The 26,508-nt window shown below is 63.6% G+C and carries 24 protein-coding genes, 1 tRNA gene and 1 riboswitch; of the genes, 10 read left to right on the top strand and 15 right to left on the bottom strand.

Annotated elements, in window-relative coordinates; all coding sequences use genetic code 11:
- Positions 1 to 26 precede the first annotated feature (26 nt).
- Positions 27 to 1,358, bottom strand: coding sequence for an MATE family efflux transporter (locus FJ956_RS08200; protein WP_140673365.1), 1,332 nt, complete (start codon positions 1,356 to 1,358; stop codon positions 27 to 29).
- 179 nt (positions 1,359 to 1,537) lie between these two features.
- On the opposite strand from FJ956_RS08200, the gene FJ956_RS08195 reads away from it, so the two are divergent.
- Entirely contained in the window at positions 1,538 to 2,440 is a 903-nt protein-coding gene (locus tag FJ956_RS08195) for a histone deacetylase (RefSeq protein ID WP_140673363.1), read from the top strand.
- A 12-nt stretch (positions 2,441 to 2,452) separates the two neighbouring features.
- On the opposite strand, the gene FJ956_RS08190 is transcribed toward FJ956_RS08195, so the two are convergent.
- On the bottom strand, positions 2,453 to 2,716 hold the full coding sequence (locus tag FJ956_RS08190; RefSeq protein ID WP_140673361.1) for a DUF6460 domain-containing protein: 264 nt from the start codon (positions 2,714 to 2,716) through the stop codon (positions 2,453 to 2,455).
- Positions 2,717 to 2,855: 139 nt separating this feature from the next.
- Between FJ956_RS08190 and FJ956_RS08185 the strand changes: the two genes are divergently transcribed.
- A tRNA-Gly gene (locus FJ956_RS08185) sits at positions 2,856 to 2,929 on the top strand.
- Positions 2,930 to 2,954: 25 nt separating this feature from the next.
- Here the strand turns inward: FJ956_RS08185 and FJ956_RS08180 are convergent.
- Genes FJ956_RS08180 through FJ956_RS08170 form a run of 3 tightly spaced genes read right to left on the bottom strand, consistent with a single transcriptional unit; the run spans position 2,955 to position 5,354 of the window.
- The gene (locus FJ956_RS08180; RefSeq protein WP_140673359.1) at positions 2,955 to 3,527 is read right to left on the bottom strand and encodes a rhodanese-like domain-containing protein; all 573 of its coding nucleotides are present in this window, start codon (positions 3,525 to 3,527) and stop codon (positions 2,955 to 2,957) included.
- A gap of 12 nt (positions 3,528 to 3,539) precedes the next feature.
- Positions 3,540 to 4,355, bottom strand: coding sequence for a quinoprotein dehydrogenase-associated SoxYZ-like carrier (locus FJ956_RS08175; protein ID WP_140673357.1), 816 nt, complete (start codon positions 4,353 to 4,355; stop codon positions 3,540 to 3,542).
- Between the two features lie 18 nt (positions 4,356 to 4,373).
- Positions 4,374 to 5,354: a quinoprotein relay system zinc metallohydrolase 2 gene (locus FJ956_RS08170; protein WP_140673355.1), complete on the bottom strand. Its 981-nt coding sequence runs from the start codon at positions 5,352 to 5,354 to the stop codon at positions 4,374 to 4,376.
- 180 nt (positions 5,355 to 5,534) lie between these two features.
- On the opposite strand from FJ956_RS08170, the gene FJ956_RS08165 reads away from it, so the two are divergent.
- The gene (locus FJ956_RS08165; protein WP_140673353.1) at positions 5,535 to 6,365 is read left to right on the top strand and encodes a hypothetical protein; all 831 of its coding nucleotides are present in this window, start codon (positions 5,535 to 5,537) and stop codon (positions 6,363 to 6,365) included.
- Positions 6,366 to 6,529: 164 nt separating this feature from the next.
- On the opposite strand, the gene FJ956_RS08160 is transcribed toward FJ956_RS08165, so the two are convergent.
- Positions 6,530 to 6,880 carry a protamine-2 (modular protein) gene (locus FJ956_RS08160; protein ID WP_140673351.1) on the bottom strand — a complete coding sequence of 117 codons (351 nt, stop codon included), beginning with the start codon at positions 6,878 to 6,880 and terminating at the stop codon, positions 6,530 to 6,532.
- 104 nt (positions 6,881 to 6,984) lie between these two features.
- On the bottom strand, positions 6,985 to 7,974 hold the full coding sequence (locus FJ956_RS08155) for a LysR substrate-binding domain-containing protein (RefSeq protein WP_140673349.1): 990 nt from the start codon (positions 7,972 to 7,974) through the stop codon (positions 6,985 to 6,987).
- Between the two features lie 293 nt (positions 7,975 to 8,267).
- Here FJ956_RS08155 and chvE point away from each other — a divergent pair, with 293 nt between their 5' ends.
- From chvE to araD1, 4 genes are all read left to right on the top strand, one after another.
- Positions 8,268 to 9,338, top strand: a complete 1,071-nt coding sequence (chvE, locus tag FJ956_RS08150; RefSeq protein ID WP_140673347.1) for a multiple monosaccharide ABC transporter substrate-binding protein — start codon at positions 8,268 to 8,270, stop codon at positions 9,336 to 9,338.
- A gap of 178 nt (positions 9,339 to 9,516) precedes the next feature.
- Positions 9,517 to 11,049 (top strand): multiple monosaccharide ABC transporter ATP-binding protein, encoded by a 1,533-nt coding sequence (gene mmsA / locus FJ956_RS08145; protein WP_140673345.1) that lies wholly within the window; start codon positions 9,517 to 9,519, stop codon positions 11,047 to 11,049.
- Positions 11,046 to 12,338: a multiple monosaccharide ABC transporter permease gene (gene mmsB, locus FJ956_RS08140; protein WP_140673343.1), complete on the top strand. Its 1,293-nt coding sequence runs from the start codon at positions 11,046 to 11,048 to the stop codon at positions 12,336 to 12,338. The genes mmsA and mmsB overlap by 4 nt, the downstream gene beginning before the upstream one ends.
- Before the next feature lie 200 nt (positions 12,339 to 12,538).
- Positions 12,539 to 13,531, top strand: a complete 993-nt coding sequence (gene araD1, locus FJ956_RS08135; RefSeq protein ID WP_140673341.1) for an AraD1 family protein — start codon at positions 12,539 to 12,541, stop codon at positions 13,529 to 13,531.
- Positions 13,532 to 14,082: 551 nt separating this feature from the next.
- On the opposite strand, the gene FJ956_RS08130 is transcribed toward araD1, so the two are convergent.
- Positions 14,083 to 15,177: a 2'-deoxycytidine 5'-triphosphate deaminase gene (locus FJ956_RS08130; protein ID WP_140673339.1), complete on the bottom strand. Its 1,095-nt coding sequence runs from the start codon at positions 15,175 to 15,177 to the stop codon at positions 14,083 to 14,085.
- A 77-nt stretch (positions 15,178 to 15,254) separates the two neighbouring features.
- Positions 15,255 to 15,332: riboswitch (SAM riboswitch) on the top strand.
- A gap of 56 nt (positions 15,333 to 15,388) precedes the next feature.
- Between FJ956_RS08130 and FJ956_RS08125 the strand changes: the two genes are divergently transcribed.
- Positions 15,389 to 16,579 (top strand): O-succinylhomoserine sulfhydrylase, encoded by a 1,191-nt coding sequence (locus FJ956_RS08125; protein WP_140673337.1) that lies wholly within the window; start codon positions 15,389 to 15,391, stop codon positions 16,577 to 16,579.
- A 28-nt stretch (positions 16,580 to 16,607) separates the two neighbouring features.
- Here the strand turns inward: FJ956_RS08125 and FJ956_RS08120 are convergent, their stop codons facing one another.
- Positions 16,608 to 17,750 carry a ceramide glucosyltransferase gene (locus FJ956_RS08120; protein ID WP_140673335.1) on the bottom strand — a complete coding sequence of 381 codons (1,143 nt, stop codon included), beginning with the start codon at positions 17,748 to 17,750 and terminating at the stop codon, positions 16,608 to 16,610.
- Between the two features lie 346 nt (positions 17,751 to 18,096).
- Here FJ956_RS08120 and apaG point away from each other — a divergent pair, with 346 nt between their 5' ends.
- Positions 18,097 to 18,489, top strand: coding sequence for a Co2+/Mg2+ efflux protein ApaG (apaG, locus tag FJ956_RS08115; RefSeq protein WP_140673333.1), 393 nt, complete (start codon positions 18,097 to 18,099; stop codon positions 18,487 to 18,489).
- A gap of 279 nt (positions 18,490 to 18,768) precedes the next feature.
- On the opposite strand, the gene FJ956_RS08110 is transcribed toward apaG, so the two are convergent.
- The 3 genes from FJ956_RS08110 to FJ956_RS08100 all read right to left on the bottom strand — a co-directional run bounded on the left by FJ956_RS08110 (position 18,769) and on the right by FJ956_RS08100 (position 22,048).
- The gene (locus FJ956_RS08110; RefSeq protein WP_140673331.1) at positions 18,769 to 19,797 is read right to left on the bottom strand and encodes an Hsp33 family molecular chaperone; all 1,029 of its coding nucleotides are present in this window, start codon (positions 19,795 to 19,797) and stop codon (positions 18,769 to 18,771) included.
- Between the two features lie 123 nt (positions 19,798 to 19,920).
- Complete coding sequence (gene argF, locus FJ956_RS08105) at positions 19,921 to 20,832, bottom strand: ornithine carbamoyltransferase (RefSeq protein WP_140673329.1); 912 nt, start codon at positions 20,830 to 20,832, stop codon at positions 19,921 to 19,923.
- Between the two features lie 16 nt (positions 20,833 to 20,848).
- Positions 20,849 to 22,048 (bottom strand): aspartate aminotransferase family protein, encoded by a 1,200-nt coding sequence (locus FJ956_RS08100; RefSeq protein WP_140673327.1) that lies wholly within the window; start codon positions 22,046 to 22,048, stop codon positions 20,849 to 20,851.
- Between the two features lie 357 nt (positions 22,049 to 22,405).
- Here FJ956_RS08100 and FJ956_RS08095 point away from each other — a divergent pair, with 357 nt between their 5' ends.
- Positions 22,406 to 22,924 carry a GcrA family cell cycle regulator gene (locus tag FJ956_RS08095; RefSeq protein WP_140673325.1) on the top strand — a complete coding sequence of 173 codons (519 nt, stop codon included), beginning with the start codon at positions 22,406 to 22,408 and terminating at the stop codon, positions 22,922 to 22,924.
- Positions 22,925 to 23,035: 111 nt separating this feature from the next.
- Here FJ956_RS08095 and FJ956_RS08090 read toward each other — a convergent pair whose 3' ends face one another.
- The 3 genes from FJ956_RS08090 to FJ956_RS08080 form a co-directional block, all read right to left on the bottom strand.
- Complete coding sequence (locus tag FJ956_RS08090; RefSeq protein ID WP_140673323.1) at positions 23,036 to 24,040, bottom strand: magnesium and cobalt transport protein CorA; 1,005 nt, start codon at positions 24,038 to 24,040, stop codon at positions 23,036 to 23,038.
- Between the two features lie 186 nt (positions 24,041 to 24,226).
- Positions 24,227 to 24,949, bottom strand: coding sequence for a phosphate signaling complex protein PhoU (gene phoU / locus FJ956_RS08085; protein ID WP_140673321.1), 723 nt, complete (start codon positions 24,947 to 24,949; stop codon positions 24,227 to 24,229).
- A gap of 108 nt (positions 24,950 to 25,057) precedes the next feature.
- Positions 25,058 to 26,323, bottom strand: a complete 1,266-nt coding sequence (locus FJ956_RS08080) for an ATP-binding protein (RefSeq protein WP_140673319.1) — start codon at positions 26,321 to 26,323, stop codon at positions 25,058 to 25,060.
- Positions 26,324 to 26,508: the final 185 nt, after the last annotated feature.

Below are 26,508 nucleotides of genomic sequence, written 5' to 3'. Positions count from 1 at the left end.
GAACGCTCCGACGCCCGCATCCAGCGCTAAAATGCCGTGCGTATCCGGAGCCTGAGCACCCCAAGCAAACTCACTCCCCGCACCAGCAGGAAGACGTGCAGCGACGCCCAGAGCCCGTTGTTGCCGAAGGCCGGCGCCAGGGTGATGAGCGCGGCGCTGAAGACGAGGAACGACAAGAGCATCATGTTGCGCATGTCGCGCGACCAAGTGGCGCCGATGAAGACGCCGTCCATCTGGAAGGCAAGCACGCCGCTCAGCGCCGTGAAGGCCGCCCACGGAAGATAGGCGTCGGCGACCGCGCGGACTTCTGGAGACGTCGTCACCAGTGCCACCAGACTGGTACCGGCGGTCAACAGGATGAGCGTGGCGATGCCGGCGAGACAAAAACCCCAGATCAGCGTCAGCCGGACGGCCTGCCGGAACGGGGCCGGCGCATGCGCGCCGATGGCGCGACCCGCCAGCTGCTCGGCGGCGGTGGCGAAACCGTCGAGGAAATAGCCGGCGATGAGGAAGAAATTCATCAAGACCGCATTGGCGGCGAGCGTCACCGTGCCGAACTGCGCGCCCTGCCTGGTGAACAGCGCGAAGGCGGCAAGCAGCGAGAAGGAGCGGATCATGATGTCGCGGTTGAGCGACAGCATGCGCCGGTAGGCCGGGAGGTCGAGGATGCGGCGGCGTGACGGCCGCTCCAGCTTGCGGAAACGGGCGAGCACGATGGCAAGGCCGAGCAGCATGGCCAGGAACTCGCCGGTCACGGTCGCCCAGGCGACGCCGGCAACGCCCCAGCCAAGCTCGAGGCCGAGCAGGAAGCAGAGCGCGATGTTGATGCCGTTGAGCACCGCCTGCAGCATCAGCCCGAGCCCGCCCTCGCCGCGTCCCAGCACGTAGCCCAGTATGGCGTAGTTGATGAGCGAGAAGGGCGCTGCCAGCAGCCTGATGCGGATATAGACCGACATCGCCGCGCTGACGCGCGGCTCGGCGCCCATGAACCATTGGCCAGCGACTGCAAAGAGCGGCGAAAGGGCTGCGAGTATGACGCCCGCGACGACCGCGATCAGCACGGCGCGCCACAGCACCGCCTGTTCCTCCAGCGGATCGCCGCGCCCGAATGCCTGGGCGACGAGGCCGGTGGTGCCGGAGCGCAGGAAGTTGAAGGTGGTGAAGACGACGTCGAAGACCAGCGATCCCGCCGCCAGGCCGCCGAGCAAGGCCGCGTCGCCGAACTGGCCGACCACCGCCGTGTCGACGATGCCGAGCAGCGGCGTCGTCAGATAGGCAAGCGTCATCGGCACGGCGATCGCCAGCACCGAGCGGTTGGTGACGGCGAAGGATCTGGCGCTGGCTTGGGTCGCGTCCATTGCTGCCTGGCTGATTGCGGCTTGATCGAGAACCCGATGTGCCCCAGTTTGCCGGCGTCACGCAACCACCATCCGCCGAACTGCCAACCGAATTTTCTGCTGGCCTTGCGCAATTCCAGACGGAAAACCGTCTCACGCTTTTCCTGGAATGCTGAGAGCTGGCGCAGGCCTCCCGACCCATGCCGCTGCAGATCGTCCATCACCCCGACTATGACGCCGGCTTCGCCGTCAATCACCGCTTTCCGATGAGCAAATATCCGCTTTTGATGGAGGCCTTGCATATGCGCGGGCTGGCCGTACCGGGCGCGCTATCGATGCCGGAACCGGCGCCGGCCGCACGGCTGAAGCTCGCGCACGCGGCCGACTATGTCGACCAGGTGATCGCCTGCCAGGTGCCGGAGACGATAGAGCGCGAGATCGGCTTTCCGATCGGTCCGCGCGTTTCGCTGAGAGCGCAGCTCGCCACCGCGGGCACGGTGCTGGCTGCCAGGCTGGCGCTAAAACACGGCATTGCCTGCAACGCGGCGGGCGGCAGCCATCATGCCAGGCGCGCGCAAGGCGCCGGCTTTTGCACCTTCAACGATGTCGCCGTCGCCTCGCTGGCGCTGCTGGCCGAAGGCGCCGTCGAGAACGTCCTGATCGTCGATCTCGACGTGCATCAAGGCGATGGCACCGCCGACATCCTGAAGGATGAGCCTCGCGCCTTCACCTTTTCCATGCATGGCGAGCGCAACTACCCGGTGCTCAAGATCGCCTCAGACCTCGACGTCGCCTTGCCGGACGGCACCGGCGACGATGCCTATCTCGAGCGGCTCGCCGCCATCCTGCCGGACCTATCCAGGCAAAGGCGCTGGGACCTCGTCTTCTACAATGCCGGCGTGGATGTCCATGCCGAGGACAGGCTGGGCCGACTGGCACTGAGCGACGACGGCCTCAGCGCCCGCGAAGACACGGTCATCGGCCATTTCCGTGAGCAGGGCGTGCCGCTGTGCGGCGTCATCGGCGGCGGTTATTCGACCGACGTGCCGGCGCTGGCCGCGCGGCACGCCATCCTGTTCGAGGTCGCCTCCCGATATGCGTGATGCCACGCCGAGCTATTTCCGGTAGTTGGCGATCCTGAGCAGGATGAACACCGGCACCACGATCGCGGCGCCGAGCAGGATATAGCCCAGGAAGCGGTCGATGGCGTGGAAGCCGAGATTCCACAAATCGACGAAGAACTGACGGATGCCATAGAAGACATCCATCGGCGACCAGCCGAAGGCATGCATGACAAGGCCGACGAGGAAGGAGACCACGAGCAGCTTCAGGAACACCCTGAGCGGCGTGTCGCCAAGAAAGCGCGTCAGTGCGGACAAGGCCATTCTCCGGTTCGAGCCGCCCGATTCGGCAGCGATACCAGAAATACGCACTCGACAGGCCACCATCAAGCAGTACCGCCGCGGCTCCGCTTTGCCAATTGCTTGAGGCCCCGCCGTCATGGTAACGAGGGCTCGCGCGGGTATGATGTAATGGTAGCCTGTCAGCTTCCCAAGCTGAACGCGCGGGTTCGATTCCCGCTACCCGCTCCAGCTTGCAGGACAGGATTTGCGCCTCTTATTTGGGCCCGGCTGCGCTCCAGCCTGCCTCCGGCTTGACCACGGCGGTCTCGTGCTTCTCCTGCCAGCCGTCTATGCCGGCGGGGAACCAGCCGACATTGGTGTAGCCTTTCATCACCAGCCGCTTGCCTGCGTTCCAACTGCCCCAGCATTGCGGGCGGCAGAAGGTCACGATCGGCCTCGCCTTGTCCTTCTGCGTCAGAGCCTCGATGCGGCGATAGAACACCTCCTCCTGCGCATCCTCGAGAGAGGCTGCTCCGGCGCCCGGCATCCACACCGCCCCAGGCATTGAACGATGGGTTGGAAGCCAGAGCCCGTCCTTGGGGAAATCGTCCGGCTTCTTGTCGGCCGGACCGACGTCGAGCAGGAGCGGCTTCTCGGCCATCAGCGCCTCGAGGGCGGCGAGGTCGAGCACCCTTGCGCCTGAGAGCGCCGCCGGCGTCTCGCCATGCATCGGCCCGCTCCACAAGCCGCTGGGCTCGGGGACAGGGTCGGCAAAGGCCATGTTCGGGAGGAGCGCCACCGCGGCAACGATGGCCGCAATCCTGGCAATTTCAACAATGGAACGCATCGCCGGGCCCGATCAGTTCATCGCAGCCGGAATGTCGAAGCCCTGCTCCCAATGGCCATCCTTGGTGTCGGAAGCAACGACCTTCAGCGGCTCTCTCCCGTTCGGGACGAAGGAGAAAGTGATGACTGGATTGGTGGAGAGCGAGATATCGGCTTCGAGGTCGAACACCTTGGCATCCCCGGAGGACACGGACATCTTGTTGATGTAGCGCGGCGGCGTGAAGTATTGCGTTATCGGGTTCTTCTGCATGCCGTTGAAATTGGGATGACGGATCATCAGCGTCGCCTCCACCGGCTTGCCGGCCGCAGCCCCCTCGACGAATTTCATCCGCATCTGGCCCATGCCCTCCATGGCCTTGGCGTCGCTCGCCGCAACCGGCGCCGAGCAGCCGCCGGAGGCCTTGACGAAGGCGGCCGTCTCGAAGAGCTTGCCGTCCTTGGTCTCCGCCACAGCATGAACATTCGTGTAGGTGTCGACCCTCACGCGCAGCTGCACCGATCCGGCATCGGCCGCAGGACCGAAGGTGAATTTGGCTGCGAAAGGCGCCGGGTTGTCGTCGATGACCAGATAGACCGACTTGATCTCGTCCTTTTCGGGCATCGTCAGCGTGATCGGTACGAGCGCGGCATCCTGCGCGCGCTTGGGCGCGTCGAGCTTGATCAGCGTTTCGGTGGGCTCGACCTTGCGGTCGCCGAACAGATACTGGGCGATCTGGTTCCAGCGTTCCTGCCGCTCAGGCTCCGTGTTGGCCGGCTCCGAGGCCAAAGCTCCGGCGACCGGCGCCGCGGCAAGGACGGCGAGGCATAGGGCAAGCGGCAGAATCTTCATGGTCTCCTCCTCGTCGGACTACTCCCACTCAAGCTCCTTGTAAGCCTGGATGACATTGCGTTCGTTATAGTCGTCGAACAACACCCAGCGATTCCGCTCCGATTGAGCAACAGAGCGGGCGGCATCCTCGATCGAAACGCCCGAGGCTATCGCCCTGCGCGTGCCGTCGCGCAAGGTCGACAAGTAACGCGTCAGGTCAGCCATGGCGGGAGCCACATCCACGATCGGCGGGCCGTGGCCAGGCACGGCCCGAGACGCGCCGAGCGCTTTGAGCTTGTCGAGTTCGGCGAGCCAGCCCGGCAAGCTGCCGTCAAGCGAAGGAACCCGGTTTACGAAAAGCAGGTCGGCCGGGAAGAGCAACCCGGTCTCGACATCCAGCATCGACAGATCGCAATCCGTATGGGCCGTCGCGTGCGCGCTCAGCCGGACAATGCGGCCTCCCAAGTCGATTTCCGCGCCGTCCTTCACCTCTTGGGTGGGATAGACGACACTGCCAGCGCCCTCGGCGCCGAGGATCTCCGCGAGCCGCTCCTGGTAGAATTCGCCGCGCGCCTCCAACGCCGACCGCAGTGCGTGGTGTCCGACAAAGGCCGGCCGATCCTCGGCGAAGGCCGCCGCGCCGAAAGAATGATCCGGGTGAACATGGGTGATCAGAACATGGCGGATGGGCTTGTCCGTCCGCTTCCTGATCTCGGCCCTCAGCCACTCGCCATCCGTGAGGCTGCCGCCGGAATCGGTGACCAGCACGCTATCGCGCCCGACGATGAAGCCGATATTGGCGATGCCTCCGTGGTTGGCGACTGCAGCTTCCTCGTGCGGAGCCGCGCGAATGAAAATGCCCGGCCCCACCTCCGTCATGGTCGCGGCAGCAATGCTGCTCGGCAGGCAGCACAGGCAGAATCCGCCGATCAGCGCAGCCCGTCGTGAGATTGGAAGAGCTGACCCAGCCCCGAGGCTGGGCCGGTCTGGCACATCGTTCGACAAGGACGAAATATGCATATGGACGTATACCATGCCGGCGTGCAGCCGACATATTGGCCAAAATGCCAAGTGCCGTTTGCAGCGAAATTCTGAGCCGATTTGGAGCAGCTTGCGATTGTTGCGCGGAAGTATAAAAAGCGAAGCATGCCGCGCGCCCTGTCGAAATATACTGTCCGCGAATGGTTCAGACTACGACCCTTGGTCGACCGCAAGAACCATGCCCGCTACCAAGCTCGAGAGTGTATCGCGCTGGCCAGCAATGCCAATCCGATATCTCTCCCCGCCATGCGCGGCCGGAACGTTCTCATCACGATCAGTTTTAACGACGCCGAGGTTATCGACTGGCAGACTAAGCTTGTCGCTAAAAATGTTCCCGGCGCTATCCACGTTATCGCCGACAATTCAAGCAATCTGTCCGCGAGAACGGCCATCCGCGATATCTGCGCGTCAGCCGGCCTCGCCTACATCCCGCTTCCGGCCAATCCGTGGGTCGGCCGCAGGGCCGACGGAAGCAAATCGCATGGCTTCGCCCTCAATTGGGTCTGGGCAAACGTCGTTCTGGCAAACAGCCCTTCGATGGTCGGGTTCCTCGATCATGATATATTTCCAACCGAAAAGGCTGACCCTTTCCGCCTGCTGGAACTAGCCACCGTGGCTGGAGCAGTTAGAACGGCTCCGGGCGGACGCTGGTATCTATGGCCTGGCTTCGCCTTTTTCCATCTCGGCAAGCTGCCGACTGACCGGCTCAATTTTGGCAAGGACTGGCTCGATGGTTTCGACACGGGCGGCTTGAATTGGGGACGGCTCTATCAATATCTCAATGACGTTGACGTGTGCGCAGCCAGTCACGAGCAATTGCCCATTGCGAACGATGTGACCATCGACGATGCCCTTTTCGAACGCATCGACAATTGGCTTCACGAAAGCCGCTATTCGACCACCATCCACATGGAATCGGCCCGCCGGCAATATCTGCTTGGGCTGAAGCGAAGCGGCACGCTCGAAACGCTAAGAAATTTGACGGTATAACCTACCTGCTCAAGGCATAGTCGGGGTTCCGCCATCGGGCGGTCACGCCGCAGCGCCTGCTGACATTGTCGGAAGACCGACCTTGACCGCAGAGGTTGGGTCTTGCGCAACGCGCAAGACCCAACCGAAAGCCTATCCTGTGAAGGACATTGCGACTGCAAGCCTTACAGCCAGATATTGATCCAGAAGCGCTCGCGCCGGCAGCGGCGACGCCAACGGCCATGACGCCAGTAGCGGCGGCAGATGTGCCTCCAGCCGCGCCGACGGCGACGCCGGCGGTGGCGCCAGCGCCAATCTCCGTAACCTCCATGATGGTGGCGGCGATGGGAAACCAGCTCCACCTCGGCCTGGTCGTCATCCCCCTCGAACACAGCCATATCCGGCTTGTCAAGCTCGTCCAGAATTCCGTTGCCGGCAGGAATACCGGCAACGGCCTTGCTGGGTCCGGCCAAGCTTGCCAGTGCCGCCGCCCCAGCAACGCCAAGCATTCCAGTCAGAAACAATCGACGTTCCATAAAAACCTCCCGAGCTGTTGAGCATCGGCAGCTCTTCCCTCACCCGCAACGGGCTCCAGCGAGCGACCGATCGGTTTGAACGTGCAAGTAGCATTCTCGTTCCATTACCCCACTTCGCGTAAGATGAAGTCGTGCAACATTTTCGCGGCGGGCGAGAGCACGCGGTTCTTGACCGTGATCAGGCTGTAGGGCCGGACCTCGATATCGAATTCGGTCTGCACGACGTCGATGGCACCGGCCAGCCCATCGCCGCCTTGAATAAACTTGGCGACCTGGATCGAGACCGGCGCGATGGCGTCGGACTGCGCCACCATCACCAAGGTGAGCAGCAGCGAAGAGGTGTTGAGGATGCGGTCGGGCAGCGGAATGTCGCGATTCAAAAAGTTGCTTTCCATCGCCTGGCGCAGCGGCGAGCCGCCGGACTGGAACACCCAGTCATAGCCCGCCGTCTCCTCCAGCCGCACCATCCGGCCGCTCGCCAAGGGATGGCCGCGGCGCACGATGAGGCAGGCCTTCTCGACGCCGATGACGCGCGATTCGAAGAGCCGCGGATTGAGGTCGTCGGGGATGCGGGCGATGATGAAGTCGTGACGCGACGCGATCAGCTCGCGGGCAAGCACGTTCGAGGTCTCGACCTGCATAGTGATCTCGATGCGCGGATAGATACGGCGGATCTCACGGATCGCCGGCACGGCCAATTCGATCGCCGGCGCCGTCACCGCGCCGAGGAAGACCGAGCCGCCCTTGCCGGCCTTGAGCTCGGAAATCTCTCGGTCGGCCTCCCGCATCTCGAGCAAAATGGAGCGGGCACGGCGGGCGAGCGCCTGGCCGTAAGGGGTCAGCGTCACGCCGCGCGGCAGCCGTTCGCACAACTTCACGTCGAGCACCGCCTCCATCTCGGCGATCATGCGCGAGGCGGCCGGCTGGGAGATATTCATGACCTGGGCGGCAGCGCTCACCCGTCCGTGATCGTCCAGGGCGGCGATCATGCGCATATGGCGAAGACTGAGGCCGCTGCGCAGCAGCGTCTCGCCATCTCCCGGCAACCTCTCGTAACTCCCTGAAATCGCATCGGGATCTCGCAACGCCGCCATGATTTTCGGGCTCTTATCCGGGTTTCTATCAGCTCCTTAAGCCATACCGGTTTCGATATAGCAACAAGCAAAGATCGCATTTGACAGTTATGTCAAAGGGACCCACCCTTCGCGCGTTCCGAGGCGCAACGGTCGGCAACGAGCAAATTCGTATCGATTTAAACTGCGCCGCGGGGCCGATTGGGAGGATACCGGAGATCGATAAAGCCGACAGTGGCGCGCCAGCGCAGCTGTTCGGTTGCGCGGCCCGCGAAGCCCCGAGGTGTCGCGTCCATCAACCAGGGAGAGTAATCGTGAAGATCATCAAGACGCTGGCCGCCGTCGCGGCCCTTGGCATCGCCGCCATGACCTATTCGGCGCATGCCGCCGACAAGGGTCTCGTCGGCGTGCTGATGCCGACCAAGACCTCGCAGCGCTGGATCAACGACGGCGACGCCGTCAAGTCCCAGCTCGAAGCGCTCGGCTACACCGTCGACCTGCAGTATGCGCAGGACGACATCCCGAACCAGCTCAGCCAGCTGGAAAACGAAATCACCAAGGGCCCGAAGGCGCTGATCATCGCTTCGATCGACGGCACCACCATGGCCGACGCGCTGCAGAAGGCCAATGACGCGGGCGTCGTCGTCGTCGCCTACGACCGCCTGATCAAGAAGACGGGCAATGTCGACTACTACACCACGTTCGACAATTTCGGCGTCGGCGTCATCCAGGCGAACTCGCTGGTCAAGGGCCTCAAGGAGCGTTTCCCGAACACCAAGCCGTGGAACGTCGAGCTGTTCGGCGGCTCGCCGGACGACAACAACGCCTTCTTCTTCTACAACGGCGCCATGTCGGTCCTGCAGCCGCTGATCGATGACGGCTCGATCAAGATCAAGTCCGGCCAGACGGGCATGGACAAGGTCGGCACGCTGCGCTGGCTCGCCGCCACCGCCCAGGCGCGCATGGACAACCTGCTTTCGGCCAACTATTCGGACGGCAGCCGCGTCGACGGCGTTCTGTCGCCCTATGACGGCCTGTCGCGCGGCATCACTGCCTCGCTGCGCGCCGTCGGCTACGGCACGGATGCGCAGCCATGGCCGATCGTGACCGGCCAGGACGCCGAGACCGCCTCGGTCAAGCTGATCATCTCGGGCGAGCAGTATTCAACCGTGTTCAAGGACACCCGCGAACTTGCCAAGGCCACCGTGCAGCTGGTCGACAAGGTGCTCTCCGGCGGCAAGCCGGACGGCCTCGACGAAAAGACCTACAACAACGACGTCAAGGTCGTTCCCTCGATCCTGTTGACGCCGCATGAGGTCGACAAGTCGAACTACCAGGCGCAGGTCGTCGACTCCGGCTACATCAAGGCCGACGAGCTGAAGTAGTCCAGCCTCGAAAGGAGGGGTCCTGCGCGACGCAGGGCCCCTTTTCGTTCAGAGCCGACCCCGGTATTGTTTTTGCCGGCTTCTGTGGCGTCACGCGCCGCAGTATGTTGATTTCGCGCATGAGCCCTTCCGGGATCGGAGCCGGTTCTGGAGCCATGCGCCCAGGGAGCAGATCCTGATGGCCTCGACGATTTTGGAGATGCGCGACATCACCAAGACGTTTCCCGGCGTGAAGGCGTTGTCGAACGTCAATCTCAGCGTCGAGGACGGTGAGATCCACGCCATCGTCGGCGAGAACGGCGCCGGCAAGTCGACGCTGATGAAGGTGCTGTCGGGCGTCTATCCGACCGGCACCTATGACGGCCAGATCATCTTCCGCGGCCAGGAGTGCAATTTCAGAGGCATTCACGACAGCGAGCATATCGGCATCGTCATCATCCACCAGGAGCTTGCCCTGGTGCCGATGCTGTCGATCGCGGAAAACATCTTCCTCGGCAACGAGCACGCCAGCTACGGCGTCATCGACTGGGACGCCAACGAGACGCGCACCGGCGCCCTGCTCAAGAAGGTCGGGCTCAAGGAAGACCCGAAGACGCTGATCACCAATATCGGCGTCGGCAAGCAGCAGCTGGTCGAGATCGCCAAGGCGCTGAGCAAGGAAGTGAAGCTCCTGATCCTGGACGAGCCGACGGCGTCGCTCAGCGAAAAGGACAGCCAGGCGCTGCTCGACCTCCTGCTCGAGTTCAAGCGCCAGGGCATGACCTCGATCCTGATCTCGCACAAGCTCAACGAGGTGAACCGCGTCGCCGACAAGGTGACGGTGATCCGCGACGGGCGCACCATCGAGACCCTGCCGAGGAAGGACATCTCGGAAGACCGCATCATCACCTCGATGGTCGGCCGTTCGCTCGACGACCGCTACCCGCCGCGCGAGCCGAAGATCGGCGAGGTCATCTTCGAGGTCAAGGACTGGTCGGTCTACCACCCGATCCATGCCGAGCGGCAGGTGATCAAGAACATCAACATCAATGTGCGCAAGGGCGAGGTTGTCGGCATCGCCGGGCTGATGGGCGCCGGCCGCACCGAATTCGCTATGAGCCTGTTCGGCCGCACCTACGGCCGGCACATCACCGGCGAGGTGCTGCTCAGGGGCAAGCCGCTCGATCTTTCGACGGTGAGCAAGGCGGTGGAAAACCGCATCGCCTATGTCACCGAGGACCGCAAGACCTACGGCCTCAACCTCATCGACCACATCAAGCACAATGTGACTTTGGCCAACCTGGGCGGCGTCTCCAGCCGCGGCGTCATCGACGACATGCGCGAGATGAGCGTCGCCAACGACTATCGCAAGAAGACCAACATCCGCGCCTCCAGCGTCTACCAGCTCACCGGCAACCTCTCGGGCGGCAACCAGCAGAAGGTCGTGCTGTCCAAATGGCTGTTCGCCGATCCGGAGGTTTTGATCCTGGACGAGCCGACCCGCGGCATTGACGTCGGCGCGAAGTACGAAATCTATACGATCATCGCGCGCCTTGCCGCCGAGGGCAAAGCGATCATCGTCATCTCGTCGGAAATGCCTGAATTGCTCGGTATCTCCGACCGCATCTATGTGATGAACGAGGGGCGTATCGTCGGCGAGATGGCGGCGAGCGACGCCAGCCAGGAGAAGATCATGCGCGCCATCGTTCGCGGAGAAGGAAAAGCATCATGAGCACAGACAGCGCTCCCGCACCGCAAAGCGGCGTCGCCGAGGATGTCAAGCAGGGACAGCGCATCGCCGTCTCGGCGCTGACGACGAACCTGCGCGAATACGGCCTGATCATCGCTCTGATCGTCATCATGCTGTTCTTCCAGTACACGACGTCGGGAACGCTGTTCAAACCGGTCAACCTCAGCAATTTGGTGCAGCAGAACTCGTTCATCATCGTGATGGCGCTCGGCATGCTGCTGGTCATCGTCTCCGGCTATATCGATCTCAGCGTGGGGTCGGTCGCCGGCTTCATCGGCGCGCTAGCAGCGATGATGATGGTGATCTGGCCGCTCGGGATATTCTCGAATCCGCTGGTGGTCTCGATCGTCTGCCTGTTCGTCGGGGCCCTGATCGGCGCGGCGCAAGGCTACTGGATCGCCTATCACAAGATACCGAGCTTCATCGTGACGCTGGCCGGTATGCTGATCTTCCGCGGCATCTGCCAGGCGCTGCTCGGCGGCGGCTCCTCGGTCGGCCCGCTGCCGCCCAGCTTCAAGGCTCTGAGCTCGGGCTTCATCCCGGACGTGATCGGCCCGCTGACGCTGATCCCGCCAACCGTCAATGCCGCCGGCAAGACGATTCTCGGCAGCGGCTTGACGCTGCACATGACGACGGTCGTGCTCGGCCTTATCGCGGTGCTCGCCTACGCCTATTTCGGCTTCCGGACGCGGCGCAAGCGCGAGCGGCATGGCTATGAGGCGGAGCCCTTCCCGCTGTTCGTCATCAAGACGCTGGTCGGCAGCGCGCTGGCGCTGTTCCTGGTCTTCCAGTTCGCCAGCTACCGTGGCCTGCCGGTCGTGCTCCTGGTCATGGGCGTGCTGATATCGCTGTTCGTCTTCGTCACCAAGCGCATGACCATCGGCCGCCGCATCTACGCGATGGGCGGCAACGCCAAGGCAGCGCAGCTGTCGGGCATCAACACCGAGAGGCTGACGCTGATGGTGTTCATCAACATGGGCGTCCTGTCGGCGCTGGGCGGCCTGATCATCGCGGCGCGCCTCGGCCAGGCGGTGCCGGCGGCGGGTCTCGGCAGCGAGCTCGACGTCATTGCGGCCGTCTTCATCGGCGGCGCATCGGCAATGGGCGGCGTCGGACAGGTGATCGGCGCCGTGGTCGGCGGCTTCATCATGGGCGTGATGAACAACGGCATGTCGATCATGGGCGTCAATGTCGACTGGCAGCAGGTGGTCAAGGGCCTGGTGCTGCTCGGCGCCGTGATCTTCGACGTCTACAACAAGAACAAGGCTTAAGGGCCGGAAGCGGATTTAAGGAGGCATACGGGTTTCAGATCGCGAAGCTGCCGGCACCCGTCGGCGCCAAGAGTCCAGCAAGGACCAGGCTCGCGAACGCAATCCGGACGAAGCGTTTCAACCGTGGCGGGGATTGCTCCACGCCGCGCCGGGTAAGGCTTGCCCGCAGGCAGCCGATAAAATGAGAGAGGATTCAAAACATGCTGATCTCCCAGATCCTCGACGACGCCGAGACGATCCGCGTTGTCGCCCGCAACGGCGGCGGCAAGACCAGGGTCATCAACGGCGCGCGCAGCGTCTATTCGCTGGCGATGGAGGCCGCGCGCACCGGCACCGGGCTCGAAGCGCTGATCGAGCGCAAGGGCTATGGCGAGACGGTCGATCTCGATGCCGCCTACAAGAGGGGCAGGCTGGTCTCGCCGATCAACCATCCGGATCCGGCGCATCTGCATCTCACCGGCACCGGCCTCACGCATCTCGGCTCGGCGGCGACGCGCGATTCCATGCACAAGAAGCTCAATGACGGCGAGGAACAGCTCACCGATTCCATGAAGATGTTCCGCATGGGGCTGGAAGGCGGCAAGCCCGCCAAGGGCCAGGTCGGCGTGCAACCGGAATGGTTCTACAAGGGCAACGGCACGATGGCGGTGGCGCCCGGCGCGCCCCTGATGTCGCCGGCCTTCGCGCAGGACGGCGGCGAGGAGCCGGAGATCGCCGGCATCTACGTCATCGGCGACGACGGCGCGCCGTTCCGCGTCGGTTTCACGCTGTCGAACGAGTTCTCCGACCACGTGACGGAGCGGGTGAACTATCTGTTCCTCGCCCACTCCAAGCTGCGCAACGCCTCGTTCGGCCCCGAGATCCTGATCGGCGACCTGCCGGCCGACATCCGCGGCGCATCACGCATCTGGCGCGACGGCAAGCTTCTGTGGGAAAAGCCGTTCCTGTCCGGCGAAGCGAACATGTCGCACACCATCGCCAATCTCGAGCACCATCATTTCAAATATTCGGCCTTCCGCCAGCCGGGCGACGTGCATGTGCATATGTTCGGCACCGCGACATTATCCTTCGCCGATGGCGTCAGGACCGAGGCCGGCGATACGTTCGAGATCGAAGCGCAGGATTTCGGCCTGCCGCTGCGCAATCCGCTGGAGATCGAGAAGCCGGTCAAGGTGGCGGTGAAGGCGCTGTGAGGCGCCGATGACAGCGTGATCTCCCTTGGATCCCTCAAAGAGGGAGATGGACGGCAGGTCAGGGGAGCGCTGTCCCGCCGCCGATCCGCCTTCGTCATTCTAGGGCGGAGCAAGGAGCGAAGCGACGCGCGCAGACCCTAGAATCCATGCCGTGACATTGGCCATAGGCTGCTGCGGTCCAGAATAGCCGTTGGCGACAGCGCCAGCTAAGATGGCAACATGACAGGCTGTGGTTACATGACCGCGAGCGAGAAAAGGCGACGCGATCTATATCGGCGTCACTAACGACTTTGCCGGCCACGCCAATGGACGATTGAATCGATCGAGAAAGCCAATGCGGAATGGTTCGGGCTCTTTCGCGGGATCGGCTGGTGAACGCTCTGGACCGTAGCGGCTCTCAGCCGTCACGGCATGGATTCTATGGTCTGCGCCGCGTCGCTTCGCTCCTTGCTCCGCCATAGAATGACGAAGGATAAGCCAGCGATCCTTCGCGCCCCCCTCTGCCCTGCCGGGCATCTCCCCCACGAGGGGGGAGATTGGCAGTTCAAACCTCAGCGCGCTGCCCGAAAATGCTTGGATAGCTTCAGGCCCTGCGCCTGGTAGTTCGAGCCGAGATCGGTGCCGTAAAGCGCCTGCGGGCGCTGCAGCATGTGCTCGTAGACAAGACGGCCGACGATCTGGCCGTGGTCGAGGATGAACGGCACCTCGTGGCTGCGCACTTCGAGCACCGCGCGGCTGCCGCTGCCGCCGGCGGCGGAGTGGCCGAAGCCCGGATCGAAGAAGCCGGCATAATGGACGCGGAACTCGCCGACCAGCGGATCGAAGGGTGTCATCTCGGCGGCATAGAGCGGCGGCACGTGCACGGCCTCGCGCGAGACCAGGATGTAGAATTCGTCCGGATCGAGCACCAGCTCGCCGGCGCCGCTCTTGTAGATCGGCTCCCAGAAATCGACGACGTCCTGCGCGGCGCGCTTGTCGACATCGACCAGGCCGGTGTGGTGCTTGCCGCGATAGCCGACAAGGCCGTCCTTGTCGCCGTCGAGGTCGATGGAGAGCGCGATGCCGCCGCCTGAAATATTGGGCGGCTCGGTGGCAACCAGCATCTCGGCGCGATGGAGGTCGCGCAGCTCGCTCTCGGAAAGCACCGCGTTGCCGGTGCGGAAACGGATCTGCGACAGCCGCGAGCCGGCGCGCACGACGATCGGGAAGGTGCGCGGGCTGACTTCGAGATAGAGCGGCCCGCGATAGCCGGCGGCGATCTTGTCGAACTCATGGCCACGATCGGTCATCACTCGGGTGAAGATGTCGAGCCGCCCGGTCGAACTCTTCGGATTTGCAGAGGCTGAAACCTCGGCCGGCAATGCCAGGCTTTCGAGCAGCGGCACGATGTAGACGCAACCGGTTTCCAGCACCGCGCCCCCGGCGAGGCTGAATTCATGCAACTTCAGCCGCTCGAGCTTGTCGGCTACCCGATGATCGGGGCCGGGCAGGAAGGAGGCGCGCACGCGGAAGGCCGTGTCGCCGAGCCTCAGGTCAAGGCTGGCCGGCTGGATCTGGTTGGTGTCCAGCGCGCGCGGCGACTTCAGCGCACCGGACTGGAACAGCGCGGAAATATCCTGGTCGGGAAGAATGCCTGTCTGCCGCAAAGTCTTGCTCCGCTCTGCTGGTACAAACCTCTTAATGAAGCCGGCAATTGACGCAAGCGCGGCGCGGGTCTAAAGGGTCGTTATCCCGTGGTGATTTGGCCGGTCGGCTTGCAGCCACGTTAAACAAGTCGCTAAAGGACCGTCGAGCCGCAAGGCTATATGGACCGGTTGCGACTTCGCGGCCGGTTTTTTTGTGTCTGGAAGCAGGGCTATGAGCACCAAGAAGCGCAACTGGAAACCTCAGACGGCACTCGTGCATGGCGGAACGCTGCGTTCCAGCTTCGGCGAGACATCCGAGGCGATGTATCTCACCCAAGGCTATGTCTACGAGACCGCGCAGGCGGCGGAGGCCCGCTTCAAGGGCGAGGAGCCCGGCTTCATCTATTCGCGCTACGCCAACCCAACGGTCGACATGTTCGAAAAGCGCATGTGCGCGCTCGAAGGCGCCGAGGATGCCCGCGCCACCGCTTCCGGCATGGCCGCCGTCTCGGCCGCGCTGCTCTGCAGCGCCAAGGCCGGCGACCATATCGTTGCGGCGCGCGCCCTGTTCGGCTCCTGCCGCTGGGTGGTCGAGACGCTGGCGCCGCGCTACGGCATCCAGGCGACGCTGGTCGACGGCACCGACATCGCCAATTGGGAAAAGGCGATAAGGCCGAACACCAAGCTGTTCTTCCTCGAAAGCCCCACCAATCCGACGCTGGAAGTGGTCGACATCGCCGCGGTCACCAAGCTCGCCAATTCGATCGGCGCGCGGGTGATCGTCGACAATGTCTTCGCCACGCCGCTGCAGCAGAAGCCGCTACAGCTCGGCGCCCATATCGTCGTCTATTCGGCGACCAAGCACATAGACGGCCAGGGCCGCTGCCTCGGCGGCGTCATCCTTTCGGACAAGAAGTGGATCGACGAGAACCTGCACGACTATTTCCGCCACACCGGTCCCAGCCTGTCGCCTTTCAACGCCTGGACGCTGTTGAAAGGCCTGGAGACGCTGCCGCTGCGCGTGCGCCAGCAGACCGAAAGCGCCGGCAAGATCGCGGATTTCCTCGCCGGCCGACCGGAGATAGCCCGCGTCATCTATCCGGGCCGGGCCGATCATCCGCAGGCGGATGTCGTGAAGAAGCAGATGTCGGGCGGCTCGACGCTGATCTGCCTCGACGTCAAGGGCGGCAAGCAGGCGGCCTTCGCCTTTCAGAACGCGCTCGACATCGTGCTGATCTCGAACAATCTCGGCGACGCCAAGAGCCTGATCACCCATCCGGCGACGACGACGCACAAGAACCTGAGCGACGACGCGCGGGCCGAACTCGGCATAGGACCCGGCACTCTGAGGCTTTCGGTCGGCCTGGAGGACGCCGACGATCTGCTGGAGGACATCGAGCAGGCGCTGAAGGCGGCCAAATAGCAGGCTGCGGCCCGTTGCGGCCGGAGCTTCAGGCAAGCTCTTCCAGTTCGGTCATCGCCTTGGTGCGGATGGTCATGGCATTGCCGCGCCATTCGACGGCGCCGCCGAACCAGGCGCGCGCCCAGATGGCCGGAAGCATCGCGTCGCGCGCGAGCATCGCGGTGACGCTGCGCGGCGACAGGTACCAGCCTTTTGCCCAGGCAAGCAGGCATTCCGGCAGATAGGCAGCCGCGAGCACGCAGAGCGCCGTGGTCGGCAGGCTGACGCCGGCCAATGCGGCCGAAATCAGCGCGAGAAGCAGCGGCATCGCGGCGCCGGTCAGGATCTCCGGCGCGAAGAACAGCGGGAAGGTGACGCGGCGCAGCCGCGCCCAGCGCGCCTGGCGCGACCATATCTCGGCGAGCCGGCGCTGGCCGAGCGGCTGCTCGAAAGGCGAAGCGACGAGATTGACGCGCAGGCCCAGGCTGTTGACCAGCTTAGTGGCGGCCGCGTCCTCGGCGATCTCGGCGGCCAAAGCCTGGATGCCGCCATTGGCATCGAGCATCGGCTTGTTCCACAGCATGCTCTTGCCCTGGGCGAAGCCGAGCCCAAGCGCCTCGCCGGCATACTGCCAGCGCGCCTGCAGCGTGTTGAGGAAGGCGCATTCGACTTCGGCCCAAAAACCGTCCGGCCGCGAGCCGACCGGCGTCGAGCAGACGAGGCCGGTATCCGGGCGCCATGCCGCCATCAGATGCTGGACATAGTCCCTCGGCATCAGCACGTTGGAATCGGCGAGGATCACCCAATCGTGCCGCGCAGCTTGCCAGCCCTTGACGCAGTTGTTGAGCTTGGGATTGGCGCTGACGCGATCGTCGCCGATCAGGAGCCTCGCGGGAACCTTCGGGCAGCGCGCGATCGCCGCATCGATCAGCTTGATCACCGGGTCTTCGGCCTGCGCGACGCAGAAGATCAACTCGTAGCGCGGCCAATCGAGCGAGAAGGCGCGCTGCAAGGTCTCCTGCGTGAACGGCTCGACGCCGCGCGACGGAACGATGATGGAGACCGGCTGCGAGCCGCCGGGCGGCGCGATGACATGCCGCCGTTTCAGCCGCGACGAGGCGAGCAGGATGCTGGCGAGATTGGAGAAAAGAAGGGCTGACGAAGCCAAGCCGGCTGCGATAGTCAGTTCCATCGAGATCTGGTCACTCCCGATAGAGAGTTTCACCGTTTCACGGAACGGCGAACCATTCTATCTCTTTGTTTTCACGCAATTCCGGACGGAAGGCTACGGCGAAGCCGCCGAGCCTAACCGCTCACACTTTTCCTGGAATTGCTCCAGGCCGCACGCGGCCGTTTCATCAGTTACAAAGCGCCCGAGTCGCCCGGCACGGTTTGTGCACACCAACATTGTCATGTGTCACTTAAATGACATTGTTTTTCGGCACCTGCGCTTACAAGGCTGGCAGGATGGTCGGCGCTGCGTCTACTAAGGGCGGAGCGTGACATATATTCCGCGGCGGCGGCAACCGGAGTGGCCCATGTATCGCGCAGTGACGCGCAACATCGAAGTGCTGGTCAGGCCCTTCTTTCTGGAGGACCGATCCGATCCGTCCGAGAACCGCTATGTCTGGGGCTATCAGGTAACGATCGACAACCGCTCCGACGAGCTCGTGCAGCTTGTGTCGCGCTACTGGCACATCACCGACGGCCAGGGCCGGGTCGAGGAGGTACGCGGCGCCGGCGTCGTCGGCGACCAGCCGGAACTCAATCCAGGCGACAGCTACCAGTACACCTCGGGCTGCCCGCTCTCGACGCCGTCAGGCATCATGGTCGGCCATTACACGATGCGCAACGGCCGCGGCGAGACGTTCGATATCGCCATTCCGGCTTTCTCGCTCGATATGCCGGGGACAAGGCGGACGGTGAATTAGCCTCTTTCTCCCCGTTAACGGCAGGGCAATCGCGTATGGGTTTTATCGGCGAAGACCAACGCGAGGCATGCCGGTTATCCGAACTCCCAAAGCCATATGCAATTGCCCTGCGTTCACGGGGAGAAATGTCCAGCAGGGCATGAGCGGCGCCGGCTTGTAAGTTCTTCGGCGCATATGACTGCTTGAGGGACGCAAGCGACTACCATCAACCGCCGCGTCGCCCCTCATCCGTCACTTCGTGACACCTTCTCCCCGTGAAACGGGGAGAAGGAAAGATTCCTACTTCGCGAATTCGGCCGGGTCGAAGTCGTATTGCGTCGAGCAGAACTCGCAGGCGACATGGATGCCGCCGTCTTCGGTCGAGTCCTTGATCTCCTGGGCCGAAAAGCCTTCGAGAATGCCGCGGATCTTGTCGCGCGAGCAGGAACACTGGTCGGCGACAGGCACGCCGCGGAAGACGCGGACGCCGTGTTCGTGGAACAGCCGGTAGAGCAACCGCTCGGCGCCCACCGTCGGGTCGATCAACTCCGTCGGCTCGATCGTGCCGAGCAGCGCCAGCAACTCCTGCCAGGAATTGTCGGCAGGGTGGTCCGTCAGCTCGCGGTCGTCTCCGTCGCCGCCCGAAATATCGGGAACGCGCATGCGCTCCGGCGATTGCGGCAGGAATTGCGCCAGGATGCCGCCGGCGCGCCACTGCTCGCGCGCGCCGGCTGGGCCGGGCGTGACCAGCTTGGCGACCGACATCTTGATATCGGTCGGGATCTGCTCCGACTGCCGGAAATAGGTGCGCGCGGCATCCTCGAGCGAGGTGCCGTCGAGCTGGACGATGCCCTGGTAGCGCTGCGTATGCGCGCCCTGGTCGATGGTCAGAGCCAGGACGCCGTCGCCGAGCAGCATCTGCTGCGAGGTCTCGCCGGCGGCGGTCAGCGCCTGCAGCCGGTCGGCATCGAAGCGCGCATAGGCGCGCAGCGCATGCGGCGTGGTGAAATCAGCCACCAGCATATCGACCGGACCGTCGGTGCGGGTCTGCAGGATGAACTTGCCTTCGAACTTCAGCGAGGTGCCGAGCAGCACGGTGAGCACGCAGGCTTCCGCCAGCAGGCGGGCGACCGGCTCGGGATAATCGTGGCGGCTCAGAATAGCGTCGAGCATCGGCCCGAGCTGCACGGTGCGGCCGCGCACATCGAGCGGCGCGACCTCGTAAGGCACGACGTGATCGTCGCCGGCGAAGCCGAATTCACCGAGTTGGGGTTTATGCTCAGCCAAGGTATGGGTTTCCAACATGACAAAACTCCGGGGCGCAGCCATGCAACCCGATGAGCCGCATGCGTCGAAGCGCGTTCAATTTACGTGATGGCCCGCAAATAGGCATCACATATCCCCAGATCAAGTTGAGCCCGATCGGGCCGGAAGCGGTCAGGTTGGCCCTTCTCAAGCGCCCAGGCACCAGGCCAGCACCGCCTTCTGGGCGTGCAGCCGGTTCTCGGCCTCGTCGAAGACCACCGAATGCGGCCCGTCGATCACCTCGTCGGTGACCTCCTCGCCGCGATGCGCCGGCAGGCAGTGCATGAACAACGCGTCGGGCTTGGCCTTTGCCATCAGCGCCGCATTGACCTGATAGGGCAGGAAGACGTTGTGGCCGCGGGCGCGATGCTCCTGGCCCATCGAGACCCAGCTGTCGGTGACGACGCAGTCGGCCTTGTCGACGACCTCCTCGGCGGACCTGGAAAACCGGACCTTACCGCCATTGGCTTTCGACCAGTCGACATATTTCTCGAAAGGCTCGCTGCCTTCCGGCACCGCGACATTGAGGTTGAAGCGGAACCGCGCCGAGGCTTCCAGGAGCGAATGCAGCACATTGTTGCCGTCGCCGGTCCAGGCGAAGGTCTTGCCGGCCACCGGCCCGCGATGTTCCTCAAAGGTCATGATGTCGGCCATGAGCTGGCAGGGGTGCGTGTCGTCGGTCAGCCCGTTGATGACCGGAACGGTGGCGTTCTCGGTGAGTTCCAGCAGCCGGTCATGCGAGGTGGTGCGGATCATGATAGCGTCGACATAGCGCGACAGCACCTTTGCCGTGTCGGCGATGGTTTCCGAGCGGCCGAGCTGCATCTCGGTGCCGGTCAGCATGATGGTCTCGCCGCCGAGCTGGCGCATGCCGACATCGAAGGATACGCGCGTGCGCGTCGACGGCTTGTCGAAGATCATGGCCAGCACCTTGCCATCGAGCGGTTTTGAACGCTCGCCCGCCTTGAGCCTGGTCTTTCGCGCCACCGCGTCGTCCAGCATGATGCGCAGGTCGCCTGCGGAAACGGCGGATAGATCGGTGAAGTGGCGAACACTCATCGGCGGGTTCCAGAACTTATTTCGCGGCTTCGGCCGCAATCGCGTCGGTCAGGCCCTTGGCGCCGCCGCGAATGCGCTCCAGCGCCTCGCCGATCTCCTCGTCGGTGACGGTGAGCGGCGGCAGGAGGCGGATGACGTTGTCGCCCGCCGGCACGGCAAGCAGGTGCTGGTCGCGCAGCGCCATGTTCACCTTGGTGTTGGGCATGGCGCATTTCAGGCCGAGCATCAGGCCGGTTCCCCTGATGCCCTCGATGACGTCGGGGAATTCGTCCGCGACCCCGGCCAGCCCCTGCTTCAGCAGCAGCGCCTTGCGCTGCACGTCCTCGAGGAAGCCGTCGGCCAGGACAATGTCGAGCACGGCGTTGCCGACGGCCATCGCCAGCGGATTGCCGCCGAAGGTGGTGCCGTGCACGCCAGCCGTCATGCCGGTCGCCGCCTCGTCGGTGGCAAGGCAGGCGCCCATCGGAAAGCCGCCGCCGATGCCCTTGGCTATCGCCATCAGGTCGGGCGTGACGCCTGTCCATTCATGCGCGAACAGCTTGCCGGTGCGACCGATGCCGCACTGGACCTCGTCGAAGACCAACAGCAGGCCGTGCTTGTCGCAGAGTTGCCGCAGCCGCTTCAGCGATTGCGTCGGCACAGGGCGTATGCCGCCCTCGCCTTGCACCGGCTCGATCAGGATCGCCGCCGTCTCCGGCGTGATCGCCTTTTCAGCGGCGTCGATGTCGTCGAAAGCCACCTGGTCGAACCCCTCGACCTTCGGGCCGAAGCCTTCGAGATATTTGTACTGGCCGCCAGCGGCGATCGTCGCCAGCGTGCGGCCGTGAAAGGCACCCTCGAACGTGATGATGCGGAAACGCTCGGGATGGCCCTTGACGAATTGATAGCGCCTGGCCGTCTTGATGGCGCATTCCAGCGCCTCGGCACCGGAGTTGGTGAAGAACACCTTGTCTGCAAAGGTCGCTTCGGCCAGCCGCTCGCCCAGCCGGCGCTGTTCCGGGATCTCATAGAGGTTGGAGACGTGCCACAGCTTGGCGGCCTGCTCGGTGAGCGCCGCCACCAGATGCGGATGGCTGTGGCCCAGCGAATTCACCGCGATGCCGCCCGCGAAGTCGAGATATCGCTCGCCCTTGTCGGTGACCAGCCAGGTCCCCTCCCCACGGTCGAAAGCCAAGGGTGCGCGAGCAAAGGTCTCGTAAAGCGCCGAACCGCTCATTATATGCGTCTCCGGAACCGGAAATCAAAAAAGCCGCCAATGCGGCGGCCTTTGCGGCTTATCATGTTTTTCGGCCATGAAGTCAACGAAAACGTCACGCAGAAGCGCGTGGCAAGCCCCTGACGCCACGCCGGCTCATAAGTAGACCGGCAAGTTGGGGAAAACCGAAAAAACCGAATCGTGTTGCCCTGGGGACTCTTGTCACCGAGTCAGCGCATAAGGTATTTGTAGTCGAGAAATAACTAGATTTCGTGCGGCGGACCTAATCACCCGGTATATGTGGTGTTGTTTGCCCGGCGAGAGCCGGGGGCGGGAAAGGATTCTGACTGCCGCACGCCTCAGCAGGAGCGCGGTCTCATGAACTGGACTGACGAGCGGGTCGAACTTCTCAGGAAATTGTGGTCGGAGGGTCTGAGCGCCAGCCAGATCGCCGCGCAGCTCGGCGGGGTGAGCCGCAACGCCGTCATCGGCAAGGTGCATCGCCTAAAGCTGTCGGGCCGCGGCCGCGCGACGGCCGCCCCGGCGCGACAGAAGAAGGCGACGCAAGGCGCCTCGATGCAGAAATCGGTGACCCGCGCCGCAAGTGCCACGCGTCACATGACCACCACCATCGGCGCCACCGCGCTGCAGGTGCAGTTCGACGCCGAGCCGGTCGCCCGCCACTATATCCGACCGGTCGAGAACGTGGTCGTGCCGATCTCGCGGCATCTGCAGCTCGTCGAGCTTACCGAACGCACCTGCAAATGGCCGAACGGCGATCCGCTCTCGGAGGACTTCAACTTCTGCGGCAACGACGCCGCCGAAACGGGACCCTATTGCAAGTATCATTCCCGGGTGGCGTTCCAGCCGGCGGGAGAGCGGCGCAGGGCAAGGTAAGATTAGGGGAGTAAGGCAGTAGGGGATAGGGAAAGAGCGCTTCATGCGCTACGCGCTTCGCTAGTCTTTTATACCTACTCCCTTACTGCCCTACTCCCTTACTCCCCTATTTCACAGCCATCCATTCTTCCTGAACCGCCAGTACAGGAACGAGCAGATCACCGCGATCGCCACGAGCACGATCGGGTAGCCGTATTCCATCTTCAGTTCGGGCATATCGGTGAAGTTCATGCCGTAGATGCCGGCGAAAGCCGTCGGCACGGCGAGAATGGCGGCCCATGATGCGAGCTTCTTGGATATTGCGGTTTCCTGGCTCTGCCCGACCAGCAGACTGGCTTCGAAGGCGAAGGCCAGAACCTCGCGAAGGGAGTCGATCTTTTCCTGCACGGTGCGGATGTGGTCGGTCACGTCGCGAAACAGCGGATGCATGGCGGCATGGATCTGCGGCAGGTCGGCGCTGGTCAGCCGACGGCAGACCTCGACCAGCGGCAGCGCCGCATTGCGCAGGCGCAGCAGATCGCGGCGCAGCATGTAAAGCCGCTCGATATCGGAACCGGTCATCGGCTTCAAAAGCACCTTGTCCTCGATCGCCTCCACCTCGTCCTCGATCTGCTCCAGCACCGGCATGTAGTTGTCCACGATGAAATCGAGGATGGCGTAGAGGACGAAATCCTCGCCCTTGGCGAGCGAATGCGGGCAGCTCTCCCAGTGCTGACGCACGGCGGCGTAGGAGGTCGACGGGCCGTGCCGGACGCTGACGATGTAGCCGGTGCCGACGAACAGATGCGTCTCGCCGAAAGTGACGCGGCCGTCGATCAATTGCGCGGTGCGGGCGACGATGAAGAGGGCGTCGCCATATTGCTCGATCTTCGGGCGCGCATGCGGATGCTCGGCATCCTCGATCGCCAAATCATGCAGGTGGAATTGCGCCTGCACCCGGAGCAGAAGGTTGCGATCGGGCTCGAGCAGGCCGATCCAGACGACATGGCCGGGTTTTGCCGCCCATTCGCCGGCCTGCTCGATCGCGATGTCGGCGATGCGCGTGCCGCCCGAATAGACGCTGGATGCAATGATGCCCGACGTTAGGGCCGGGGTCAGGTTCCGAACTTGTTCCATCGCAAACCTCCCGAGACCGCGACTGACAAATCGCTGTCCCTGGAACGTTTCACCGTTTCACGGAAACGACGAACCGCCCAATCTCCTTATTTCACGCAATTCCGGACGGAAAACCGTTTCACACTTTTCCTGGAATTGCGCGGAGGAGCTTAGCCTATATTAGAAAGCCGTTCGAGAGGCGCCGGTTCACTTAGCCGGCACCGGGCCAGGAAGCACGACCTTGTCGGTCTTGTCGCCTTTCGGCCGGTCGGCTGGCATCTGGTCGCCCGTGACGATGTAATAGATCGTCTCGGCGATATTGGTCGCGTGGTCGCCGATGCGCTCGATGTTCTTGGCGCAGAACAGAAGATGCGTGCAGGGCGTGATGTTGCGCGGATCTTCCATCATGTAGGTCAAAAGCTCGCGGAACAGCGAGGTGTACATGGCGTCGATCTGGTCGTCCCGGTCGCGCACGAGGCCAATCCCCTCGACCGAGCGCGAGGCATAGACGTCGAGCACTTCCTTGAGCTGCGTCAGCGCCAGATTGGCAAGGGCCTCCAGGCCACGGAAAAGGCTATTCGGCTGGCGGCCGTCGACCGAGGCCACGCGCTTGGCGACGTTCTTGCCCAAGTCGCCGACGCGCTCGATATCGGCCGAGATGCGGATCGCGCCGACGATCTCGCGCAGGTCCGTCGCCATCGGCTGGCGCCTGGCGATGATGATGATGGCCTTGTCGTCGATCTCGCGCTGTCCTTCGTCGAGGACGAGATCATCCTGGATGACCTTCTGCGCGAGGCCATGGTCGACGTTCACCAGGGCCGCGACCGCCTGTTCGACCATGCGCTCGGCATGGCCGCCCATCGCGGCGATGCGCTTCGACAGGAACTTCAGCTCTTCATCATAGGCACTGGCGATATGGACGGACTGCATGGATATGCCTTCCCGGTTTGTGCCGGTTGGTGCGTTCCCTCAATCCGTCGCTGATACGCGAACCGCATGACAGAAAGAAGAAAATCCCGGTTGGCAACCGATACACGATCAGCGAGCCGGCAAATGAACCGTGAACGCCGCGCCCTTGCCGACTTCCGACTTGATCGACAATCTTGCGTTATGACGGGTCAATATATGCTTGACGATCGAAAGGCCAAGCCCGGTGCCTTTCTGGGTGCGGCTGTTTTCGACATCGACGCGGTAGAAGCGCTCGGTGATGCGCGGGATGTGTTCTTCGGCAATGCCCGGACCATAGTCCCTTATCGTGACGTCGAAGCCCGGCTGTTGGCTATCCTCGCCGCCGGCGATCGATACGGTGACGCGCCCGCCTGACTGGCCGTATTTGCAGGCGTTCTCTAGGAGATTCTCGAAAACCTGGAACAGTTCGTCGCGGTCGCCGGGAACGACGAGCGGCCCGTTGGCGAACTCCCGCTCGATGACGACGCCGTTCTCACCGGCCAGCGGCCCGAGCGAATCGATGACGCTGTCGATCGTCTGGCGAAGATCGACCTCCGTGCCCGGCCTCAGATAGGGTTTCATCTCCAACCGCGACAGCGAGAGCAGATCGTCGATCAGGCGGGCCATGCGGCCGGTCTGGTTCTGCATGATCTGCAGGAACTGGTCGCGCGCCGCCGGATCGTTGCGGGCCGGCCCGCGCAGCGTCTCGATGAAGCCGGCGATCGAGGCGAGCGGCGTGCGCAGCTCATGGCTGGCATTGGCGATGAAATCGGCTCGCATGCGATCGATGCGACGCGTCTCGCTCTGATCCTTGAACACCAGAACGTAAAGGCCGGTGGCATGGCCGACCGTGGACGCGCTGACCCGATATGTCCGCTCCACCGGCAGCTTCTCGGTGTAGTCGACCGCATCGGCGGCGACCTGCCCCGACAGGATGCCGTCGAGCAGCGCCTGCATTTCCGGCGCGCGAAACTTCAATGCCAGCGACATTCCCGGAGCCAGCCCGCCGAAGGCGGCGAAGGCGGCGGCGTTGGCGTGAACCATGGCCGCGGAGCGATCGAATATGATGAGCGGATCGGCGACCGCGGCCGCCAGATACTCGCCGGAGAGCCGCTGCAGCCCGCTTGCCTCGATCGCTGCTCCCGTATCGGCTGGCCGGCGTTCGGCATTTGCCGGCAGCAGCGCGGCGGCCGCCAGCGCGGCCAGGGCCAGCATCAGCACATAGACGGAGGCGCCGGCGAAAAAATAAACGGCAAGGACCGCGAGAACACCCGCGCCAAGCAGCCAGCGGTTGCGTGACAGCCGCGCCGCCAAGGCCTGCCCCCTGTTGTTTTGTCCTGCGCCCGTCTCTGCCATAGGCCCGCGCCACCCCCCGCATCCCGTTCGACCGGCCAGCGGCTCGCTGAACCGGCCTGACGCATGGGACCCTGAAAATCAGGATCGATTTTCGCGAAGGTTCATGCGCAAAATCAAAATGCTACAGCGTTTTTGCGCCCGAATGCGCGCTGCGCTGCACAGGCTCCATAGCATGAGTCCGCAAA

The sequence above is a fragment of the Mesorhizobium sp. B2-4-3 genome, assembly GCF_006442815.1.
In the GTDB taxonomy this organism is placed as follows: Bacteria; Pseudomonadota; Alphaproteobacteria; order Rhizobiales; family Rhizobiaceae; genus Mesorhizobium.
This window is presented reverse-complemented; position numbering and strand designations above follow the sequence as displayed.

What these genes read in the sequence shown, in the direction of transcription:
- FJ956_RS08170 (WP_140673355.1), bottom strand. Translation starts at nt 5,354, where the DNA reads ATGCATATTTCGTCCTTGTCGAACGATGTGCCAGACCGGCCCAGCCTC.
- FJ956_RS08155 (WP_140673349.1), bottom strand. Translation starts at nt 7,974, where the DNA reads ATGGCGGCGTTGCGAGATCCCGATGCGATTTCAGGGAGTTACGAGAGG.
- FJ956_RS08080 (WP_140673319.1), bottom strand. Translation starts at nt 26,323, where the DNA reads ATGGCAGAGACGGGCGCAGGACAAAACAACAGGGGGCAGGCCTTGGCG.
- apaG (WP_140673333.1), top strand. Translation starts at nt 18,097, where the DNA reads ATGTATCGCGCAGTGACGCGCAACATCGAAGTGCTGGTCAGGCCCTTC.
- FJ956_RS08100 (WP_140673327.1), bottom strand. Translation starts at nt 22,048, where the DNA reads ATGAGCGGTTCGGCGCTTTACGAGACCTTTGCTCGCGCACCCTTGGCT.
- FJ956_RS08090 (WP_140673323.1), bottom strand. Translation starts at nt 24,040, where the DNA reads ATGGAACAAGTTCGGAACCTGACCCCGGCCCTAACGTCGGGCATCATT.
- FJ956_RS08200 (WP_140673365.1), bottom strand. Translation starts at nt 1,358, where the DNA reads ATGGACGCGACCCAAGCCAGCGCCAGATCCTTCGCCGTCACCAACCGC.
- phoU (WP_140673321.1), bottom strand. Translation starts at nt 24,949, where the DNA reads ATGCAGTCCGTCCATATCGCCAGTGCCTATGATGAAGAGCTGAAGTTC.
- FJ956_RS08095 (WP_140673325.1), top strand. Translation starts at nt 22,406, where the DNA reads ATGAACTGGACTGACGAGCGGGTCGAACTTCTCAGGAAATTGTGGTCG.
- FJ956_RS08110 (WP_140673331.1), bottom strand. Translation starts at nt 19,797, where the DNA reads ATGGCTGCGCCCCGGAGTTTTGTCATGTTGGAAACCCATACCTTGGCT.
- FJ956_RS08175 (WP_140673357.1), bottom strand. Translation starts at nt 4,355, where the DNA reads ATGAAGATTCTGCCGCTTGCCCTATGCCTCGCCGTCCTTGCCGCGGCG.
- mmsA (WP_140673345.1), top strand. Translation starts at nt 9,517, where the DNA reads ATGGCCTCGACGATTTTGGAGATGCGCGACATCACCAAGACGTTTCCC.
- araD1 (WP_140673341.1), top strand. Translation starts at nt 12,539, where the DNA reads ATGCTGATCTCCCAGATCCTCGACGACGCCGAGACGATCCGCGTTGTC.
- FJ956_RS08125 (WP_140673337.1), top strand. Translation starts at nt 15,389, where the DNA reads ATGAGCACCAAGAAGCGCAACTGGAAACCTCAGACGGCACTCGTGCAT.
- FJ956_RS08180 (WP_140673359.1), bottom strand. Translation starts at nt 3,527, where the DNA reads ATGCGTTCCATTGTTGAAATTGCCAGGATTGCGGCCATCGTTGCCGCG.
- FJ956_RS08195 (WP_140673363.1), top strand. Translation starts at nt 1,538, where the DNA reads ATGCCGCTGCAGATCGTCCATCACCCCGACTATGACGCCGGCTTCGCC.
- FJ956_RS08160 (WP_140673351.1), bottom strand. Translation starts at nt 6,880, where the DNA reads ATGGAACGTCGATTGTTTCTGACTGGAATGCTTGGCGTTGCTGGGGCG.
- argF (WP_140673329.1), bottom strand. Translation starts at nt 20,832, where the DNA reads ATGAGTGTTCGCCACTTCACCGATCTATCCGCCGTTTCCGCAGGCGAC.
- mmsB (WP_140673343.1), top strand. Translation starts at nt 11,046, where the DNA reads ATGAGCACAGACAGCGCTCCCGCACCGCAAAGCGGCGTCGCCGAGGAT.
- FJ956_RS08120 (WP_140673335.1), bottom strand. Translation starts at nt 17,750, where the DNA reads ATGGAACTGACTATCGCAGCCGGCTTGGCTTCGTCAGCCCTTCTTTTC.